This is a genomic window from Pseudomonas syringae (assembly GCF_021606685.1).
Taxonomy (GTDB): Bacteria; Pseudomonadota; Gammaproteobacteria; order Pseudomonadales; family Pseudomonadaceae; genus Aquipseudomonas; species Aquipseudomonas syringae_R.
This window is the reverse complement of the sequence record NZ_WKCB01000068.1, coordinates 14,322-30,108: the sequence shown is the minus strand read 5'-3', so window position 1 is coordinate 30,108 and position 15,787 is coordinate 14,322. Positions and strand designations below refer to the sequence as shown.

The 15,787-nt window shown below is 63.0% G+C and carries 21 protein-coding genes; 17 read left to right on the top strand and 4 right to left on the bottom strand.

Annotated elements, in window-relative coordinates; all coding sequences use genetic code 11:
• Positions 1–226: 226 nt before the first annotated feature.
• The 3 genes from GIW02_RS21450 to GIW02_RS21440 all read left to right on the top strand — a co-directional run bounded on the left by GIW02_RS21450 (position 227) and on the right by GIW02_RS21440 (position 1,836).
• Entirely contained in the window at positions 227–463 is a 237-nt protein-coding gene (locus GIW02_RS21450) for a glutaredoxin family protein (RefSeq protein ID WP_236412503.1), read from the top strand.
• A gap of 74 nt (positions 464–537) precedes the next feature.
• On the top strand, positions 538–873 hold the full coding sequence (locus GIW02_RS21445; protein WP_236412505.1) for a transcriptional regulator: 336 nt from the start codon (positions 538–540) through the stop codon (positions 871–873).
• 72 nt (positions 874–945) lie between these two features.
• Positions 946–1,836: a pseudouridine synthase gene (locus GIW02_RS21440; protein WP_236412560.1), complete on the top strand. Its 891-nt coding sequence runs from the start codon at positions 946–948 to the stop codon at positions 1,834–1,836.
• A gap of 56 nt (positions 1,837–1,892) precedes the next feature.
• Here the strand turns inward: GIW02_RS21440 and GIW02_RS21435 are convergent, their stop codons facing one another.
• Positions 1,893–2,114, bottom strand: coding sequence for a YgdI/YgdR family lipoprotein (locus GIW02_RS21435; RefSeq protein WP_016978480.1), 222 nt, complete (start codon positions 2,112–2,114; stop codon positions 1,893–1,895).
• A gap of 80 nt (positions 2,115–2,194) precedes the next feature.
• Entirely contained in the window at positions 2,195–2,797 is a 603-nt protein-coding gene (mobA, locus tag GIW02_RS21430; RefSeq protein WP_236412507.1) for a molybdenum cofactor guanylyltransferase MobA, read from the bottom strand.
• A 76-nt stretch (positions 2,798–2,873) separates the two neighbouring features.
• Here mobA and moaB point away from each other — a divergent pair, with 76 nt between their 5' ends.
• A complete protein-coding gene (gene moaB, locus GIW02_RS21425; protein WP_236412534.1) occupies positions 2,874–3,413 on the top strand; it encodes a molybdenum cofactor biosynthesis protein B in 540 nt (179 codons plus the stop codon).
• Positions 3,397–4,623, top strand: coding sequence for a molybdopterin molybdotransferase MoeA (locus GIW02_RS21420; protein WP_236412536.1), 1,227 nt, complete (start codon positions 3,397–3,399; stop codon positions 4,621–4,623). Before moaB ends, GIW02_RS21420 begins: the two co-directional genes overlap by 17 nt.
• A 144-nt stretch (positions 4,624–4,767) precedes the next feature.
• On the opposite strand, the gene GIW02_RS21415 is transcribed toward GIW02_RS21420, so the two are convergent.
• The gene (locus GIW02_RS21415; protein ID WP_236412538.1) at positions 4,768–5,097 is read right to left on the bottom strand and encodes an EscU/YscU/HrcU family type III secretion system export apparatus switch protein; all 330 of its coding nucleotides are present in this window, start codon (positions 5,095–5,097) and stop codon (positions 4,768–4,770) included.
• Positions 5,094–6,671, bottom strand: a complete 1,578-nt coding sequence (gene fliK, locus GIW02_RS21410) for a flagellar hook-length control protein FliK (protein WP_236412540.1) — start codon at positions 6,669–6,671, stop codon at positions 5,094–5,096. Before fliK ends, GIW02_RS21415 begins: the two co-directional genes overlap by 4 nt.
• Before the next feature lie 200 nt (positions 6,672–6,871).
• On the opposite strand from fliK, the gene ccmA reads away from it, so the two are divergent.
• The 12 genes from ccmA (at position 6,872) to phnC (ending at position 15,759) form a co-directional block, all read left to right on the top strand.
• On the top strand, positions 6,872–7,507 hold the full coding sequence (gene ccmA / locus GIW02_RS21405; protein WP_236412542.1) for a cytochrome c biogenesis heme-transporting ATPase CcmA: 636 nt from the start codon (positions 6,872–6,874) through the stop codon (positions 7,505–7,507).
• Positions 7,504–8,172, top strand: coding sequence for a heme exporter protein CcmB (gene ccmB, locus GIW02_RS21400; protein WP_101268034.1), 669 nt, complete (start codon positions 7,504–7,506; stop codon positions 8,170–8,172). The genes ccmA and ccmB overlap by 4 nt, the downstream gene beginning before the upstream one ends.
• Positions 8,173–8,263: 91 nt before the next feature.
• Positions 8,264–9,019 (top strand): heme ABC transporter permease, encoded by a 756-nt coding sequence (locus tag GIW02_RS21395; RefSeq protein WP_236412545.1) that lies wholly within the window; start codon positions 8,264–8,266, stop codon positions 9,017–9,019.
• Positions 9,016–9,192, top strand: coding sequence for a heme exporter protein CcmD (ccmD, locus tag GIW02_RS21390; RefSeq protein WP_236412547.1), 177 nt, complete (start codon positions 9,016–9,018; stop codon positions 9,190–9,192). The genes GIW02_RS21395 and ccmD overlap by 4 nt, the downstream gene beginning before the upstream one ends.
• Positions 9,189–9,644, top strand: a complete 456-nt coding sequence (gene ccmE, locus GIW02_RS21385; RefSeq protein WP_078047589.1) for a cytochrome c maturation protein CcmE — start codon at positions 9,189–9,191, stop codon at positions 9,642–9,644. The genes ccmD and ccmE overlap by 4 nt, the downstream gene beginning before the upstream one ends.
• 3 nt (positions 9,645–9,647) lie before the next feature.
• Positions 9,648–11,636, top strand: a complete 1,989-nt coding sequence (locus GIW02_RS21380; protein WP_236422058.1) for a heme lyase CcmF/NrfE family subunit — start codon at positions 9,648–9,650, stop codon at positions 11,634–11,636.
• A complete protein-coding gene (locus GIW02_RS21375) occupies positions 11,633–12,169 on the top strand; it encodes a DsbE family thiol:disulfide interchange protein (protein WP_236412552.1) in 537 nt (178 codons plus the stop codon). The genes GIW02_RS21380 and GIW02_RS21375 overlap by 4 nt, the downstream gene beginning before the upstream one ends.
• Positions 12,166–12,639 (top strand): cytochrome c-type biogenesis protein, encoded by a 474-nt coding sequence (locus tag GIW02_RS21370; protein ID WP_236412554.1) that lies wholly within the window; start codon positions 12,166–12,168, stop codon positions 12,637–12,639. The genes GIW02_RS21375 and GIW02_RS21370 overlap by 4 nt, the downstream gene beginning before the upstream one ends.
• Positions 12,632–13,819 (top strand): c-type cytochrome biogenesis protein CcmI, encoded by a 1,188-nt coding sequence (gene ccmI, locus GIW02_RS21365; protein WP_236412556.1) that lies wholly within the window; start codon positions 12,632–12,634, stop codon positions 13,817–13,819. Before GIW02_RS21370 ends, ccmI begins: the two co-directional genes overlap by 8 nt.
• Before the next feature lie 15 nt (positions 13,820–13,834).
• Positions 13,835–14,230, top strand: a complete 396-nt coding sequence (locus tag GIW02_RS21360) for a hypothetical protein (RefSeq protein WP_074844687.1) — start codon at positions 13,835–13,837, stop codon at positions 14,228–14,230.
• Entirely contained in the window at positions 14,227–14,685 is a 459-nt protein-coding gene (locus GIW02_RS21355) for a hypothetical protein (RefSeq protein WP_236422057.1), read from the top strand. The genes GIW02_RS21360 and GIW02_RS21355 overlap by 4 nt, the downstream gene beginning before the upstream one ends.
• Before the next feature lie 240 nt (positions 14,686–14,925).
• Positions 14,926–15,759 carry a phosphonate ABC transporter ATP-binding protein gene (phnC, locus tag GIW02_RS21350; RefSeq protein WP_236418124.1) on the top strand — a complete coding sequence of 278 codons (834 nt, stop codon included), beginning with the start codon at positions 14,926–14,928 and terminating at the stop codon, positions 15,757–15,759.
• Positions 15,760–15,787 lie beyond the last annotated feature (28 nt).

Sequence of the window (15,787 nt, the reverse complement as noted above, 5' to 3'; positions counted from 1 at the left end):
TTTGTTGGGGCGAGCGGTCTCACCAGGGTGGGGCTGCGAGGCGGCCCCTGGAGACCCGCCACTTCCCTCCAGAGAGAAACGCGGTGCCAGGTTTTAGGGCCGCTTCGCGCCCCAGCGCGAGCAAGCCCGCTTGCCACTACAAGCCCGTTCGCCACAATAAGCCCGCTCGCCACGGGTTTTTGTCGGGCTTAGAATGTTTGTCTACTTCCTGATCAGGGCCCTCGCCATGCTTCCTGAATGCCAGTTGTTCGGTACCCTGGGTTGCCATTTGTGTGAAATTGCCGAAGCTGAAGTCATGCCGCTCGTCGAGCACGGGTTGCTGGTGGAGTTGGTGGATATCACCGACCCCGACGACCTGACCGAGGCCTACGGCCTGCGGATTCCGGTGCTGCGCCGGGTGGACACGGGGGCGGAACTGGACTGGCCGTTCGACACCGAGCAGGTGGTTTCCTTCCTTCGTTAAGGTTTATCCGATAGCGGGTTTCTAAATATTAAGTTACTGTATGTTTGTACAGTGATGGAATAAAGGGAACGCTCGTGGTGAATGTCGAACAACTGAAAAGCAGCGTTAATCGCATGTCCGCCGACGTGGTGCGCAACGCGGTGAACGAGCTGCGCCTGGATGGCTTGGTCACGGAAGGCAAGACGCCCTTTAGCAAAGTGCATTTCAACACCTGCTTTGCGGAGATCGAGGCATTGTTCCAACGCGCCGGCTACCACAAGCAATTGGATGTGGTGGGTTACCAGGGCTTGTTGTACGCGTTGTACGACCCTGGCCGCTGGGAGGCGGTGGATGTATTGCGCTGGCTCAAGGAGTTCACCGAGGCTGCCAGTGCGTCGCCTATTCTGCGGGCCGAATTGGCCAAGCCCTGAGATCCGCCCTAGGCTCAATCCCGCTCCATGCGGGATAATGCCCGCCTGTTTTTCCAGGCGTCGAGCATCGTCATGTCCAGTTCCGGTTTTTCCGCGTCCCAGCACCAGGCCAGCACCCTGTATTTGCCACCTGGCCCGTGGGCCACGGTGTTGCAGTGCCTGTGCGAACACTTCCCGGCGATCAGCCGCGAACACTGGCTGGACCGCATCGCCCGTGGCCGGGTACTGGATATCAACGGCAGCCCGATCAGCCTGGACCTGGCCTACAAGGAAGGCCTGTGCATCTACTACTTCCGCGAAGTGCCGAACGAAAAGGTCATCCCGGTGCAGGAAACCATCTTGTACGCCGACGAGCACCTGGTGGTGGCCGATAAGCCGCATTTTCTACCCGTGACGCCGGCCGGCGAGTACGTCGAGCAAACCCTGCTGCGTCGCTTGATTCGTCGCCTGGACAACCCCTCGCTGGTGCCCCTGCATCGCATCGACCGGCACACGGCGGGCCTGGTGTTGTTTTCCGCCAACCCGGCCAGCCGTTCGGCTTATCAGCAGCTGTTTCCGACGCGCCAGATCGATAAATTTTACGAAGCCATCGCCCCGGCCTTGCCTGGGCTGAGCTTTCCCCTGGTGCACAAAAGTCGCCTGGTGGAGGGCGAGCCGTTCTTTCGCATGCAGGAAGGCGCGGGCGTCAGTAATACCGAAACCGCCTTGGAAGTACGCGAAAAAAATGCCGGTCTGTGGCGTTACGGCTTGTTCCCCGTGACCGGCAAGAAGCACCAGCTACGCGTGCACATGAGCGCGCTCGGGGCGAGCATCTGCAACGACCCGTTCTACCCCCAGGTGATCAAGGATGCCGTGGATGACTACGCCAACCCGCTGAAACTGCTGGCCCAGGGCGTACGTTTTATCGACCCGGTCACCGGGCAAGAACGCGATTTTCGCAGCCGCATCAGCCTCGACTGGTAACCCGCGCAAACAACAAGGCCCGCGCGAGGCGGGCCTTGTTGGCAAACGCTTGAGGCTTACAGGTCTTTAACGGTGCGGACCTGATCCTTGTTGATACGGGTCTGCTTGCCGTCCAACTGTTCGAACTCGTAGAAGCCCGAATCCTTGTCGAATTTAGGCGTGTCGACGGCCTGGATTTCGCGACCGTCATTCAGGGTGATCACTGTCGGCGAAGCGCAACCGGCGAGGGTGGCGAGGCCCAGTGCAAGCATGAGAGCGGCGATGGTCCGTTGAGTCATGAGTGTGTCTCCGAGAGAATTCTTTTAAATGGCTGACCTTGTTGACGCGCTAGGCCCCGACAAAGTTCCTTGTGCGAGGTTCATTCTGACACGCCAGACCCGGGGTGCAACAGCTCAGGTGTATTCAGGTTGGCCAGGCGCGGGTCATCCGCCGGGCACTCCAGGCCCACGCCACCGAGTTGCAGAAAAACCCTGCGCGGGCTGCGTTCCCCGGCGTGCCATGCCTGTTCTACCTGAGTTTGCAGGCAGGTCGGGATGATACAGATCAAGGGTTCCCAGAATTCACCCTGGCGCACCATCACCGGCAACCGGGGGTGCTGGCGTGCAGTCTCACGCAGGTCGTCAAGAAGTCCCACGTCGATGTTTGGCACGTCGCACGGCAGTATCAGCAAATGCGCATGCCGCGCGGCAGCCAGGCCAGCGCGGATGCCAGCGAGCGGGCCGGGGAAGTCCGGGCTGCCGTCGCTCACCAGCTGGTCGGCGTAGGGCGTGTACTGTGAGTGGTTACGGTTGCAGGAGATGATCAGGTCATCCGTCAGTGGCCGGGCCAGGTGCTGCAGATGGGCAATCAACGGCTGGCCACGCCAGTGCAACAGGCCTTTGTCCTGGCCGCCCATGCGTTGGCCGCGGCCACCGGCCAGCAGCAAAATCGAACAGGGCAGGGGCGAAGAATCGAGCGACATGGTGGTTCCGCAGCGGCAGGTAAACAGGGCCCTGTGATATAACACCGGGCTGTTCCTTCGACAACCGGACCGTGCCATGAAAGCCAAGGCAGATGCGCCCTTCGTACCCCTGAATATCGCTGTACTGACCGTCAGCGACACCCGCACCCTGGAAACCGACACCTCGGGCCAGGTCTTCGTCGACCGCCTGAGCGCCGCCGGTCATCACCTGGCTGAGCGCGTGCTGCTCAAGGACGACCTCTACAAGATCCGCGCCCAAGTGGCTCACTGGATCGCCGAAGACGTGGTGCAAGTGGTGCTGATCACCGGCGGCACCGGCTTCACGGGCCGCGACAGCACACCGGAAGCCGTGAGCTGCCTGCTGGACAAACAGGTCGACGGCTTTGGCGAACTGTTCCGTCAAATCTCCGTGGCCGATATCGGTACCTCCACCGTGCAATCGCGCGCCTTGGCCGGGCTGGCCAACGGTACCTTGGTGTGCTGCCTGCCGGGGTCGACCAACGCGGTGCGTACCGGCTGGGATGGCATCCTCGCCGAGCAACTGGATAACCGTCATCGCCCGTGCAATTTCGTACCGCACCTCAAGCAGGCCGAGCCCTGTGAATCCCGTGGGTAAGCCTGGCAAGACCGGCGCCCTGATGCCGGTGGAAGAGGCGTTGCGCCAATTGCTCGACATGGCCGAAGCCGCGCCGATCCGTGAGCAAAATGAATTGCCGCTGGCCGAGTGCGACGGCCGCGTGCTGGCCCAGGACCTGATCTCCACCCTGGACCTGCCGCCCTGGCCCAACAGCGCCATGGACGGTTATGCCCTGCGCCTGTCGGACTGGGCCGGTGAGCCGCTGGTGGTCAGCCAGCGCATCTTCGCCGGCCAGGCGCCGCTACCCTTGGCGGCCGGCACCTGTGCGCGCATCTTCACCGGTGCGCCGGTGCCGGAAGGCGCGGATTGCGTAGAGATGCAGGAAAATGCCGTGGTCCACGCCGATGAACGCGTGAGCTTCAGCGAGCCGTTGCAGGCAGGCCAGAACATCCGCCCGCAAGGCCAGGAAACCACAGTTGGCGAATTGGTGCTCAGCGCCGGAACACGCCTGGGCCCGATCGAACTGGGTCTGGCCGCGTCCCTGGGGCACGCCAGCCTGAGCGTGATCCGCCGCCCGCGAGTGGCCGTGCTGTCTACCGGTGACGAGTTGATCGAGCCCGGCTTGCCGCTGGGGCCGGGGCAGATCTACAACAGCAATCGCCGTGTGCTGTGCTCTTGGCTTGCGCGCATGGGCTGTGAGGTCATCGATGCCGGCATCCTGCCCGATGACCTGGAACAGACCCGTGCCCGTCTGGCGAGCCTGGGCGCGGTCGACCTGATCCTGTCGACCGGCGGGGTGTCGGTGGGCGAGGCGGATTTCCTCGGCATCGCATTGCGCGAAGAGGGCGAATTGGCCTTGTGGAAACTCGCGATCAAGCCGGGCAAGCCGCTGACCTTCGGGCACTTCCGGGGTGTGCCGGTGATCGGCTTGCCGGGCAACCCGGCCTCGACCCTGGTGACATTCGCGCTGCTGGCCCGGCCTTATTTGCTGCGCCGCCAAGGTGTGGCGGATGTAGAGCCGCTGCGTTTCGAAGTGCCAGTGGGCTTCACCTGGCCCAAGCCGGGCAACCGTCGTGAGTACCTGCGCGGGCGCATCGAGCAGGGCAAGGCGATCATCTACCGCAACCAAAGCTCCGGCGTGCTGCGCAGCGCGGCGTGGGCAGAGGGGTTTGTGGAGGTGCGGGAGGGGACGACACTGGAGATGGGTGATCGGGTCAGTTTCATTCCGCTGAGTGAAGTGTTGAACTGATTACAAAACCCAATGTGGGAGGGGGCTTGCTCCCGATGGCGGTGTGTCAGATATGAATGAGCTGACTGACACACCGCCATCGGGAGCAAGTCGAATCGTCGCACCGCCCCTCCCACATTTGGATCTTTGTTGGTCTGGGAGAACTCAGTAGTCGTCCCCACGCTCAGTCACATCGCGCTCCACCGGTCCCGCATTCGGGTCATAGCCCACCGGGAATTTGCCTTTGAGCGTCCAGGCAAACGCAATGATCTCGGCCACCGTGCGGTACAACTCTTCCGGAATGCTGTCCCCCAGTTCCATACGCGCCAGCAGCTTGACCAGCTCGGCGTTTTCATAGATCGGCACTTCATTTTCCCGTGCCAGTTTCAGGATCGCTTCGGCCAGGGCATCGTCGCCCTTGGCGGTCAGGGTCGGCGCCTGCTGGCCGTCGTACTTGAGTGCAATCGCCTGGCGCGGTGGGCTGGTGTTCTTCATGCGGTTTCATCCACCCAGCGTTGCTCCAGTCCGGTTTTCGGCCCGCGTGGCGGTGTGCCGAGGTGGCAATCGAGGTCGCCGACGTTGATCCCCGAGGTCACCAGGCGTTCGCGCAGGTTACCCAAATGGCTTTCGATCAGGCTGGCGGTGAATGGCCGGGAGGCCCACAGCTGGCTGGACAGTTTGCCCTGGGTCAGTTGTGCCTGAACCTGCAATGGCCCCAACGGCTCCATGTCGAAGGCCAGCTCAACGCGCCAAAGCATCTGTTTCGGGTCTTTCTTGTCTTTGCGTTCGGGTTGGTCCTTGTCCGGCGCTGGCTCTTCGCGCTGGAACTTGACCTGCAGCGGCACGATGTCTTGCAGCGTGCGCATCGGGATTTCCAGTTGCCAGGTGGTCTGCAGGCGGCCATCGGCGGTGGTGCCGGTTTGTTCCAGGCTCGACAGCTGGTGGCTCTGCAGCCGGGAGATGGCGCCGGCGGCCAGGCGCAGGAGGTTCTCCAGGTCGCCTTCGCCTTCCAGTTTCGCCATCAGCCGCTCGGGCAGCGGGAAGCTCGCTGGGGCTTGGCGGGCGCTGACCTGGCCGAGGGTGTTCAGCGGGCTGCGCACAAAGTTCGGCATCACCTGGGCCAGGGTATTGGCGGCGAGGATGGCATTGAGGTTGGTGCTGGTGGGCAGGGCGGGCAATAAATCTGCGACCAGGCGCAGCAGGGCGCCCTTCATGTCCAGCGGCGGCACTTGCGGGTTTTGACCGGCGAGTAATTTGGCTTCCAGAAACGCGCCGCTGTTCTGCACCACTTGCGCCAGCACCTTGGGATTACTGACTTGCGCCAGGTCGGGCAAGGCCGCCAGCAGTCGGTCGGCCGCTGCGCGCAGGTCGGCGGAGGTGCTGTCGCCACGCGGCAGGTTCTGGAGGGCAGTGAACACGGCATCCAGCGAGCCTTGACGACTTTGCTGGGTGGCGAGTTGCTGGGTCACGGCAAGCTGGTCCTTGAGGCCGCTCAAGGGCACAAAGTTCAAGGTCTGCGCGTTCTGCACCACGGCGCTGAGCAAGCTGCCCACCCGCAGGGGTTGGGGGCTTTCCACGGTCAGCGTCGCACCGGCCAGGGCGTTATTGAGCACGGTTACCAGTGATCGGTAGATCGCGGGTTGCGCCGTGCCTTGCGGCAACATCTGAGTGGTCAGCACCTTGGCTTGCAGCAGCGTGCCCACCGGCATCTGCTGAGTGTCGATGCGGGTGAGGGCGGCCACATTGGCGCTCATGGCTTGTTGCAAGCTGAGGGTCAGGTTGCCCGCTGGCGTCTGGCTCACCGCCACGTTGCTTCCCAGCGGCAACGGCTGCGCGCTGCTGGCCTGCACCAGGGTTTGGCGGCCACCGTCCAGGGTCAGCTTGAGCAGCAACTGAAAGGCCTCACCGCCCTGTTTGAGGCCGATGACTTGCGCATTCGCGGTTTTCCCAGGGTCAATCAAGCCGATCTGCGGTTCGAGCAGTTTCAGCAGTTCACCGGTCGCGGGCAGCGGAGCAGGTCCGGTTGCCGGGGCGGGTGCAAGCGTAGGAAGGTTGATCTCACCGGTCATCGCGCACGTCGTCTCTGGGGAAATTGCCCTCTTTAGAGTAGGGCATCGCATGTATAATGCCGCCCGTCTGCAAAGAGAGCGCTAAAAAACGCACAACTATTTGATCCAGCTCTCTAAAATCGGTCGCCAAAGCCGTTATTGTGCATCTTTCTATAACGGCCGCTGCACCGCCGACTTGAACCGTAAAGGCCCGCGATCTCTTGACCAGCCCTCTTCTTGAAGCCGTAGCGCTTGCCTGTGAGCGCGACCTGCGCCTGCTGTTCGAACACCTCGAACTGCGTCTGGCGGGCGGCGACATGGTGCAAATCAGCGGCCCCAACGGCAGTGGCAAGACCAGTTTGCTGCGCTTGCTCGCCGGTTTGATGCAGCCGACGGCCGGTGTTGTGCGGCTTAACGGCAGGCCCCTCAACGAGCAACGCAGCGAACTGGCGCGCAACCTGACCTGGATCGGCCACGCCGCCGGTATCAAAGACGTGCTGACCGCCGAAGAAAACCTCAGCTGGCTCAGCGCCCTGCATCATCCGGCTTCCCGCGACGCCATCTGGCAAGCCCTGGCCGCCGTCGGCCTCAAGGGTTTCGAAGACGTTCCCTGTCACACCCTGTCGGCCGGCCAGCAGCGCCGCGTGGCCCTGGCACGTTTGTACTTGCCGGGCCCGTCGCTGTGGATTCTCGACGAGCCCTTCACCGCCCTCGACAAACAAGGCGTCGCCCAGTTGGAAGAGCACCTGGCCCAACACTGCGAGCAGGGCGGCTTGATCGTACTGACCACTCACCACCCCCTCACGCGTGTGCCCGCCGGTTACCGTGACCTCGACCTGGGGCGGTGGTCTGCATGAGTGTATTCGCCCTGTTGGTGGCCCGCGAAGCGCGGCTGTTGTGCCGTCGCCCCGCCGAATTGGCCAACCCGCTGGTGTTCTTCGCCATCGTGATCGCGTTGTTTCCGCTGGCGGTCGGCCCCGAGACTAAACTGTTGCAAACCTTGTCCCCAGGCCTGGTGTGGGTCGCGGCGCTATTATCGGTGCTGCTCTCGCTGGACGGGCTGTTTCGCAGTGATTTCGAAGACGGCTCCCTGGAACAGTGGGTCCTTTCGTCACACCCTTTGCCACTTCTGGTCTTGGCCAAGGTGCTGGCACACTGGGCTTTTTCCGGCCTGGCGCTGGTCTTGCTTTCGCCGCTGCTGGCGATGATGCTGGGCCTGCCCGTCGAATGCCTGCCGGTGCTGCTGCTGTCCTTGTTGCTCGGTACGCCGGTGCTCAGCCTGTTGGGGGCCGTGGGCGCAGCGTTGACCGTCGGTTTGAAGCGCGGTGGCCTGTTACTGGCCCTGCTGATTCTGCCTTTGTATATCCCGGTGTTGATCCTGGGCAGCGGCGCCTTGCAGGCCGCGCTCATGGGCATGCCGGCGAGCGGTTACCTCCTGTGGCTTGGTAGCCTGACCGCCCTGGCGGTAACCCTGACACCCTTTGCTATAGCGGCCGGCCTGAAGATCAGCGTCGGCGAATAATGAGGTCTGACCCAGCGACATTGTCAGCTCTTCAACATAAGAAAGACCCTACGCTTCTCGCAACGACGAGAAGCAACCGTGAGAAACAGCAATGAACTGGACCTGGTTTCACAAGCTCGGCTCGCCCAAATGGTTCTATGGCATCAGCGGCAAGCTGCTGCCGTGGTTGAGCGTCGCCGCCGTGTTGCTGATCGGCATCGGCCTGGTCTGGGGCCTGGCCTTCGCGCCGCCGGATTACCAGCAAGGCAACAGCTTTCGCATCATCTATATCCACGTGCCCGCCGCCATGCTCGCCCAGTCCTGCTACGTGATGCTGGCGGTGTGCGGCATCGTCGGGCTGGTGTGGAAGATGAAACTCGCGGACGTCGCCCTGCAATGCGCCGCGCCCATCGGTGCGTGGATGACCGCCGTGGCGCTGGTCACCGGTGCGATCTGGGGCAAACCCACCTGGGGCTCGTGGTGGGTGTGGGATGCGCGGCTGACGTCGATGTTGATCCTGCTGTTCCTGTATTTCGGTCTGATTGCCCTGGGCAACGCGATCAGCAATCGTGACAGCGCCGCCAAGGCCTGTGCGGTGCTGGCGATTGTTGGCGTGATCAACATCCCGATCATCAAATACTCGGTGGAGTGGTGGAACACCCTGCACCAGGGCGCCACTTTCACCCTCACCGAAAAACCGGCGATGCCGGTGGAAATGTGGGCGCCGCTGTTGCTGATGGTGCTGGGGTTCTACTGCTTCTTCGGCGCCGTCTTGCTGATGCGCATGCGCCTCGAAGTGCTCAAGCGTGAAGCCCGCACCAGTTGGGTCAAGGCCGAAGTGCAAAACAGCCTGGGAGCCCGTGCATGAACTTCAACTCGTTCAGTGATTTTCTCGCCATGGGCCATCACGGCCTGTATGTCTGGACGGCCTATGGCATTTGCCTGGCGGTGCTGGCCCTCAACGTCGCCGCGCCGATCCTGGCTCGCAAGCGTTACCTGCAACAAGAGGCGCGTCGTTTGCGCCGGGAGACCGAAAAGTGAATCCGCTGCGTAGAAAGCGTCTGTTGATCATCCTTGCCATCCTGGCCGGCGTCGGCATTGCCGTGGCCCTGGCCTTGAGCGCCCTGCAGCAGAACATCAACCTGTTCTACACCCCGACCCAGATCGCCAATGGCGAAGCACCGGTGGACACGCGTATCCGCGCCGGCGGCATGGTGGAAAAGGGCTCGCTGAAGCGATCCGGCGATTCCCTCGACGTGACCTTTGTGGTCACCGACTTCAACAAGGCCGTGACCATCACCTACCGTGGCATCCTCCCGGACCTGTTCCGCGAAGGCCAGGGCATCGTCGCCCTGGGCAAGCTCAACGCCGACGGCGTGGTGGTAGCCGATGAAGTGCTGGCCAAGCACGATGAGAAATACATGCCGCCGGAAGTCACCAAGGCCCTGAAAGACAGCGGCCAATCCGCGCCAACGCCTGCCAAGGAGGGCTAAGCCATGACGTCCGCATTGTTTATTCCCGAATTGGGCCAGTTGGCGATGATCCTCGCCCTGTGCTTTGCCATCGTGCAGGCCGTGGTGCCCTTGCTCGGCGCCTGGCGCGGTGACCGCCTGTGGATGAGCCTGGCGCAGCCCGCGGCCTGGGGGCAGTTTGCGTTCCTGCTGTTCGCGTTTGGTTGCCTGACCTACGCCTTCATGACCGACGATTTTTCCGTCGCGTATGTGGCCAATAACTCCAACAGCGCGTTGCCCTGGTACTACAAGTTCAGCGCCGTGTGGGGCGCCCACGAAGGTTCGCTGCTGCTGTGGGCGTTGATCCTCGGCGGCTGGACGTTCGCCGTGTCGGTGTTCTCGCGCCAACTGCCGCAGGTCATGCTGGCCCGCGTGCTGGCAGTGATGGGCATGATCAGCATCGGCTTCCTGCTGTTTTTGATCATGACCTCCAACCCGTTCAGCCGCATCCTGCCGCAGATCCCGGCGGACGGGCATGACCTCAACCCGTTGCTGCAAGACATCGGCCTGATCGTGCACCCGCCGATGCTATACATGGGTTACGTGGGTTTCTCGGTGGCCTTCGCCTTTGCTATCGCCGCCTTGCTCGGCGGGCGCCTCGATGCGGCCTGGGCGCGCTGGTCGCGGCCGTGGACCATCGTCGCCTGGGCCTTCCTCGGCATTGGCATCACCTTGGGCTCGTGGTGGGCCTACTACGAACTCGGCTGGGGCGGCTGGTGGTTCTGGGACCCCGTGGAAAACGCCTCGTTCATGCCCTGGCTGGTCGGCACGGCGCTGATTCACTCGCTGGCCGTCACCGAAAAGCGCGGCGTGTTCAAAAGCTGGACGGTGTTGCTGGCCATCGCCGCATTTTCCCTCAGCCTGCTCGGCACCTTCCTCGTGCGTTCGGGGGTGTTGACCTCGGTGCACGCGTTCGCTTCCGATCCTGCGCGCGGCGTGTTCATCCTGATCTTCCTGCTGTTTGTGGTCGGCGGCTCGCTGACGTTGTTCGCGTTGCGCGCGCCGGTGGTCAAGAGCCAGGTCGGTTTTAACCTGTGGTCGCGGGAAACCCTGCTGCTGGGCAATAACCTGGTGCTGGTGGTGGCGGCCTCGATGATCCTGCTCGGCACCCTGTACCCGCTGGTGCTGGACGCCTTGAGCGGCGCCAAGCTGTCCGTCGGCCCGCCGTACTTCAACGCGTTGTTTATTCCGTTGATGGGCCTGTTGATGGTGGTGATGGCGGTCGGCGTGCTGGTGCGTTGGAAAGACACCCCGGTCAAATGGCTGGCCGGCATGCTGATGCCGGTGCTGCTGGGCAGCGTGGCCTTGGCGGTGATCGCCGGGTTTGCCTACGGCGATTTCAACTGGGCGGTACTCGCGACCTTCCTGCTCGCCGCCTGGGTGTTGCTGGCCGGTGTGCGCGACATCTTCGACAAAACCCGTCACAAAGGCCTGCTCAAAGGCTTGCCGACCCTCACCCGCAGCTACTGGGGCATGCAGATCGCCCACATCGGCATCGCCGTGTGTGCCCTTGGCGTGGTGCTCTCCAGCCAGAACAGCGCCGAGCGCGACCTGCGCCTGGCCCCGGGCGAGTCCATGGACCTGGCCGGTTACCACTTCATCTTTGAAGGCGCCAAGCACTTCGAAGGGCCGAATTTCACCTCAGACAAAGGCACGGTGCGCGTCGTCCGCAATGGTAAGGAAATCGCCGTGCTGCACCCGGAAAAACGCTTGTACACGGTGCAGAGTTCGATGATGACCGAAGCCGGCATCGACGCCGGTTTCACCCGCGACCTCTATGTCGCGTTGGGTGAACCCTTGGGCGAGGGCGCCTGGGCCGTGCGCGTACACGTCAAACCGTTCGTGCGCTGGATCTGGTTCGGCGGCTTGCTCACAGGCTTTGGCGGTTTGCTGGCGGCGCTGGACCGCAGGTATCGAGTCAAAGTGAAAAGCCGGGTGCGTGAAGCCCTCGGCCTGCAAGGAGCGGCGGTATGAAGCGTTGGTTGATGGTGTTGCCGCTGGCGGCGTTCCTGGTGATGGCGGTGTTCCTGTATCGCGGGTTGTACCTGGACCCGGCCGAGCTGCCTTCGGCGATGATCGGCAAACAGTTCCCGGCGTTTTCCCTGCCGACGGTGCAGGGCGACAAGACCCTGACCCAGGCTGATTTGTTGGGCAAACCGGCACTGGTCAACGTGTGGGGCACCTGGTGCATCTCCTGCCGCGTCGAACACCCGGTGCTCAACAAGCTGGCCGAGAAGGGCGTGGTGATCTATGGCATCAACTACAAGGACGACAACGCGGCAGCCTTGAAGTGGCTGGCCGAGTTCCACAACCCGTACCAACTGGATATCCGCGATGAAGACGGCAACCTCGGCCTGAACCTCGGCGTCTACGGTGCCCCGGAAACGTTCTTCATCGATGCCAAAGGCGTGATCCGCGACAAGTACGTCGGCGTGATCGACGAAGTAGTGTGGCGCGAGCAACTGGCCGCCAAGTATCAGGCGCTGGTTGATGAGGCCAAACCATGAAGCGTCTGTTAGCCGCAGCTGTTCTCGCCCTGGGTCTGGTCGGCGTGGCCCACGCCGCCATCGACACCTACGAATTTGCCAACGACGCAGACCGCGAGCGTTTCCGCGAACTGACCAAGGAACTGCGCTGCCCCAAGTGCCAGAACCAGGACATCGCCGACTCCAACGCGCCGATCGCCGCCGACTTGCGCAAAGAGATCTTCCGCATGCTGGGGGAGGGCAAGGACAACCAGCAGATCATCGACTTCATGGTCGACCGCTACGGTGATTTCGTGCGCTACAAACCGGCCCTCAACGGCAAGACCGCGCTGCTCTGGTTCGGCCCCGCCGGGCTGTTGCTGGCCGGTGTGGTGGTGATGGCGGTGATCGTGCGCCGCCGTCGCGCCGCGCCTACCGATGGTTCCGACGCGCTGTCCCCTGAAGAGCGCAAACGCCTCGACCAATTGCTGGACACCAAGACTGATGATTGATTTCTGGCTCGCAGCCGGCTTGCTGCTTCTGATTGCCCTGAGTTTCCTGTTGCTGCCTGTATTGCGCGACCGCCGCGCCCAGCGTGAAGAGGACCGCACCGCGCTGAACGTGGCGCTCTATCAAGAGCGCGTGGCCGAGCTGCAAGTGCAGCAGGACGAAGGTGTGCTGAACGCCGCGCAACTCGACACCGGTCGCGCCGAAGCGGCGCGTGAACTGCTCGCTGACACCGAAGGCGTGGAAAAACCCCGCGAAACGCGCTTGGGCAAACCGCTGCTCTTGTTGGCGGCGTTTCTGGTGCCGGTGCTGGGCGTTGTCCTGTACTTGCATTACGGCGCCAGCGACAAGGTTGAACTGACCCGCGAATTTTCCCGGCCGCCGGTGTCCATGGAAGACATGACCCACCGCCTGGAACGCGCCGCCGCCGCCCAGCCGGATTCGGCGGAAGGCCTGTACTTCCTCGGCCGTGCCTACATGGCCCAGGACCGTTCCGCCGATGCCGCCAAGGTGTTCGAACGTACCGTGGCCCTGGCCGGGCGCCAGCCGGAACTGCTCGGCCAGTGGGCCCAGGCGCAGTACTTTGCCGACAACAAACAGTGGTCGCCCAAGGTGCAGGCGCTGACGGACGAGGCGTTGAAGCTCGACCCCAAGGAAGTCACCAGCCTGGGCTTGTTGGGAATCGCGGCCTTTGAAGGCCAGCGTTATCAGGAAGCAATCGACTACTGGAACCGTCTGCTCGCGCAACTGCCGCCGCAAGACAATTCGCGTGCAGCGCTGCAAGGTGGCATCGACCGCGCCGCCGAGAAACTCAAGGAGAGTGGCGGCAGCGTTGCCCCTCAAAAGGCCGTGATGAGCGTGCGCGTAGACCTGTCCGCCGAGGTCAAGGCCAAGGCCCAGCCCACCGACAGCGTGTTCATCTTCGCCCGCGCCGTGAAAGGCCCGCCGGCGCCGTTGGCGGCCAAGCGTGTGACCGTGGCCGAGCTGCCGATTACCGTCGAACTCGGCGATGCTGACGCAATGATGCCGCAGTTGAAACTGTCCAACTTCCCTGAAGTCCAACTGGTTGCGCGCATATCCCGGGCAGGTCTTCCAACCGCTGGCGAGTGGATCGGCCGCAGCCAACCGTTGGCCAGCAGCACCACTGCCACGCAACTGCTGACCATCGACAGTCCGGACAAGTAACTCGAGGAAACGCCTATGACCGCATTTGCACGCATCACCCTGCTCAGCCTGGTATTGGGCCTGAGCGCCTGTGCGGTCCACCGCCCACCTCCGGCGCCCACCGGCCCGACCATCCCGCCGTCGGGCCCATCAACCCAGCCGAGCACCAAGCCTTCCGGCCCGGTGACCCCACCGCCCAAGCCGCTGCCGACCAAATCGCCAACCTTCGCCCCACCGCCGGGCGCGGCCAGCCACTGGGACGGCAAAATGCAGGTGTACGTGCTGGACGACCAGCCCGACACCTTCTACCGCCAGCGCACCTACTACCGCTGGAGCAACGGCTGGAGCCGCTCCATCAGCCCCAACGGGCCCTGGGAAGACACCGACGTGCAGGGCGTGCCGCCGGGGTTGAGCAAGCAGTACGCGCAATGACAAAAGGCGACCTTTTACAGGTCGCTTTTTTTTGCGCATTTGAAATGCAATCAACTGTGGGAGAGTCAAACCCGGCCAAACCTAAACCAACACCAAGCACCGCCCTGACCGTGTGGCGAGCGGGCTTGCCCGCGTTGGGCTGCGAAGCGGCCCCAAAACCTGGCGATGCGTTTTACCTGAAACAACGCGGTGGTCTTATCAGGGCTGCTGCGCAGCCCAACGCGGGCAAGCCCGCTCGCCACAGGGTTGGTGTGAGGCTTTTAACCTTTCTGCAGGTGTACGTGCTGGACGACCAGCCCAACACCTTCTACCGCCAGGGCACCTACTTTTGCGCATTTGAAATGCAATCAACTGTGGGAGGGGCAAGCCCGGCCAAACCTGGACCCACACCAAGCACCGCCCTGACTCTGTGGCGAGCGGGCTTGCCCGCGTTGGGCTGCGAAGCGGCCCCATGACTTGGCGATGCGTTCTGCCTGGATGAACTCGGTGCTTTCATTAGGGCTGCTGCGCAGCCCAACGCGGGCAAGCCCGCTCGCCACAAGGTTAGTGTGAGGCTTTCAACCTTTCACAAAACCTTCATCAAACCGCCGCCCTGTGGTCATGTGCAAGTCATAGGTCTGACACCTCCCGCGCCTACTGTCGTTTGAACTCAAACGCAGCCATCCCCCGGCTGTTCAAACAAGACAGAGAAGCCCATGACTCACGCTATCCATGTCGATCACTTGAACAAGACCTTTGCGAAGAAATCCGCGTTGGTCGACCTCGAACTCACCATTGCCGCCGGTGAGATGGTCGCGCTGATTGGCGCGTCGGGTTCCGGCAAGTCCACGTTGTTGCGCCATTTGGCGGGCCTGGCGTGTTGCGACAAGAGCAACGGCGGCAGCGTCACCGTGCTGGGCCGTGAGGTGCAGGCCAGTGGGCGCCTGAATGGCAAGGTGCGGCGGTTGCGCGCGGACATCGGTTACATCTTCCAGCAGTTCAACCTGGTCAATCGCTTGAGTGTCATCGACAACGTGTTGCTCGGGTGCCTGGGCCGCATGCCGCGCTGGCGTGGCAACCTGGGGTTGTTCAACACCGAAGAAAAACAATTCGCCATGGAATCCCTGGCTCGTGTCGGCCTCGCCGACCTCGCGGCACAGCGCGCTTCCACCCTGTCCGGCGGCCAGCAGCAGCGCGTGGCGATTGCCCGTGCGCTGACCCAGCGCGCCGAGGTGATCCTCGCCGACGAGCCCATCGCTTCGCTGGACCCGGAGTCGGCGCGCAAGGTCATGGAGATTCTCGCCGACATCAACCGCCACGACGGCAAGACCGTGGTGGTGACCCTGCATCAAGTCGATTACGCCATGCGGTATTGCCCACGGGCCGTGGCGCTCAAGGGCGGGCGCATTCATTTCGACGGGCAGGGCAGCGCCATGAGCAGCCAGTTCCTGAATGATTTGTACGGTGCCGACGTCGACACCAGCCTGATGTTTTCCGACCAGGCGCGCCGCACTGAGGTCACCCCTCGGCTGGCCCTGGCGCGCGCTTGAAACCCTACTCACGACCCACAGGAGTCCC

Excerpts from the sequence above, each read along its gene's own strand:
- GIW02_RS21450 (WP_236412503.1), top strand. The coding sequence starts at position 227 with ATGCTTCCTGAATGCCAGTTGTTCGGTACCCTGGGTTGCCATTTGTGT.
- GIW02_RS21440 (WP_236412560.1), top strand. The coding sequence starts at position 946 with ATGTCCAGTTCCGGTTTTTCCGCGTCCCAGCACCAGGCCAGCACCCTG.
- GIW02_RS21435 (WP_016978480.1), bottom strand. The coding sequence starts at position 2,114 with ATGACTCAACGGACCATCGCCGCTCTCATGCTTGCACTGGGCCTCGCC.
- mobA (WP_236412507.1), bottom strand. The coding sequence starts at position 2,797 with ATGTCGCTCGATTCTTCGCCCCTGCCCTGTTCGATTTTGCTGCTGGCC.
- moaB (WP_236412534.1), top strand. The coding sequence starts at position 2,874 with ATGAAAGCCAAGGCAGATGCGCCCTTCGTACCCCTGAATATCGCTGTA.
- GIW02_RS21415 (WP_236412538.1), bottom strand. The coding sequence starts at position 5,097 with ATGAAGAACACCAGCCCACCGCGCCAGGCGATTGCACTCAAGTACGAC.
- fliK (WP_236412540.1), bottom strand. The coding sequence starts at position 6,671 with ATGACCGGTGAGATCAACCTTCCTACGCTTGCACCCGCCCCGGCAACC.
- ccmB (WP_101268034.1), top strand. The coding sequence starts at position 7,504 with ATGAGTGTATTCGCCCTGTTGGTGGCCCGCGAAGCGCGGCTGTTGTGC.
- GIW02_RS21395 (WP_236412545.1), top strand. The coding sequence starts at position 8,264 with ATGAACTGGACCTGGTTTCACAAGCTCGGCTCGCCCAAATGGTTCTAT.
- ccmD (WP_236412547.1), top strand. The coding sequence starts at position 9,016 with ATGAACTTCAACTCGTTCAGTGATTTTCTCGCCATGGGCCATCACGGC.
- GIW02_RS21380 (WP_236422058.1), top strand. The coding sequence starts at position 9,648 with ATGACGTCCGCATTGTTTATTCCCGAATTGGGCCAGTTGGCGATGATC.
- GIW02_RS21375 (WP_236412552.1), top strand. The coding sequence starts at position 11,633 with ATGAAGCGTTGGTTGATGGTGTTGCCGCTGGCGGCGTTCCTGGTGATG.
- GIW02_RS21370 (WP_236412554.1), top strand. The coding sequence starts at position 12,166 with ATGAAGCGTCTGTTAGCCGCAGCTGTTCTCGCCCTGGGTCTGGTCGGC.
- ccmI (WP_236412556.1), top strand. The coding sequence starts at position 12,632 with ATGATTGATTTCTGGCTCGCAGCCGGCTTGCTGCTTCTGATTGCCCTG.
- GIW02_RS21360 (WP_074844687.1), top strand. The coding sequence starts at position 13,835 with ATGACCGCATTTGCACGCATCACCCTGCTCAGCCTGGTATTGGGCCTG.
- GIW02_RS21355 (WP_236422057.1), top strand. The coding sequence starts at position 14,227 with ATGACAAAAGGCGACCTTTTACAGGTCGCTTTTTTTTGCGCATTTGAA.
- phnC (WP_236418124.1), top strand. The coding sequence starts at position 14,926 with ATGACTCACGCTATCCATGTCGATCACTTGAACAAGACCTTTGCGAAG.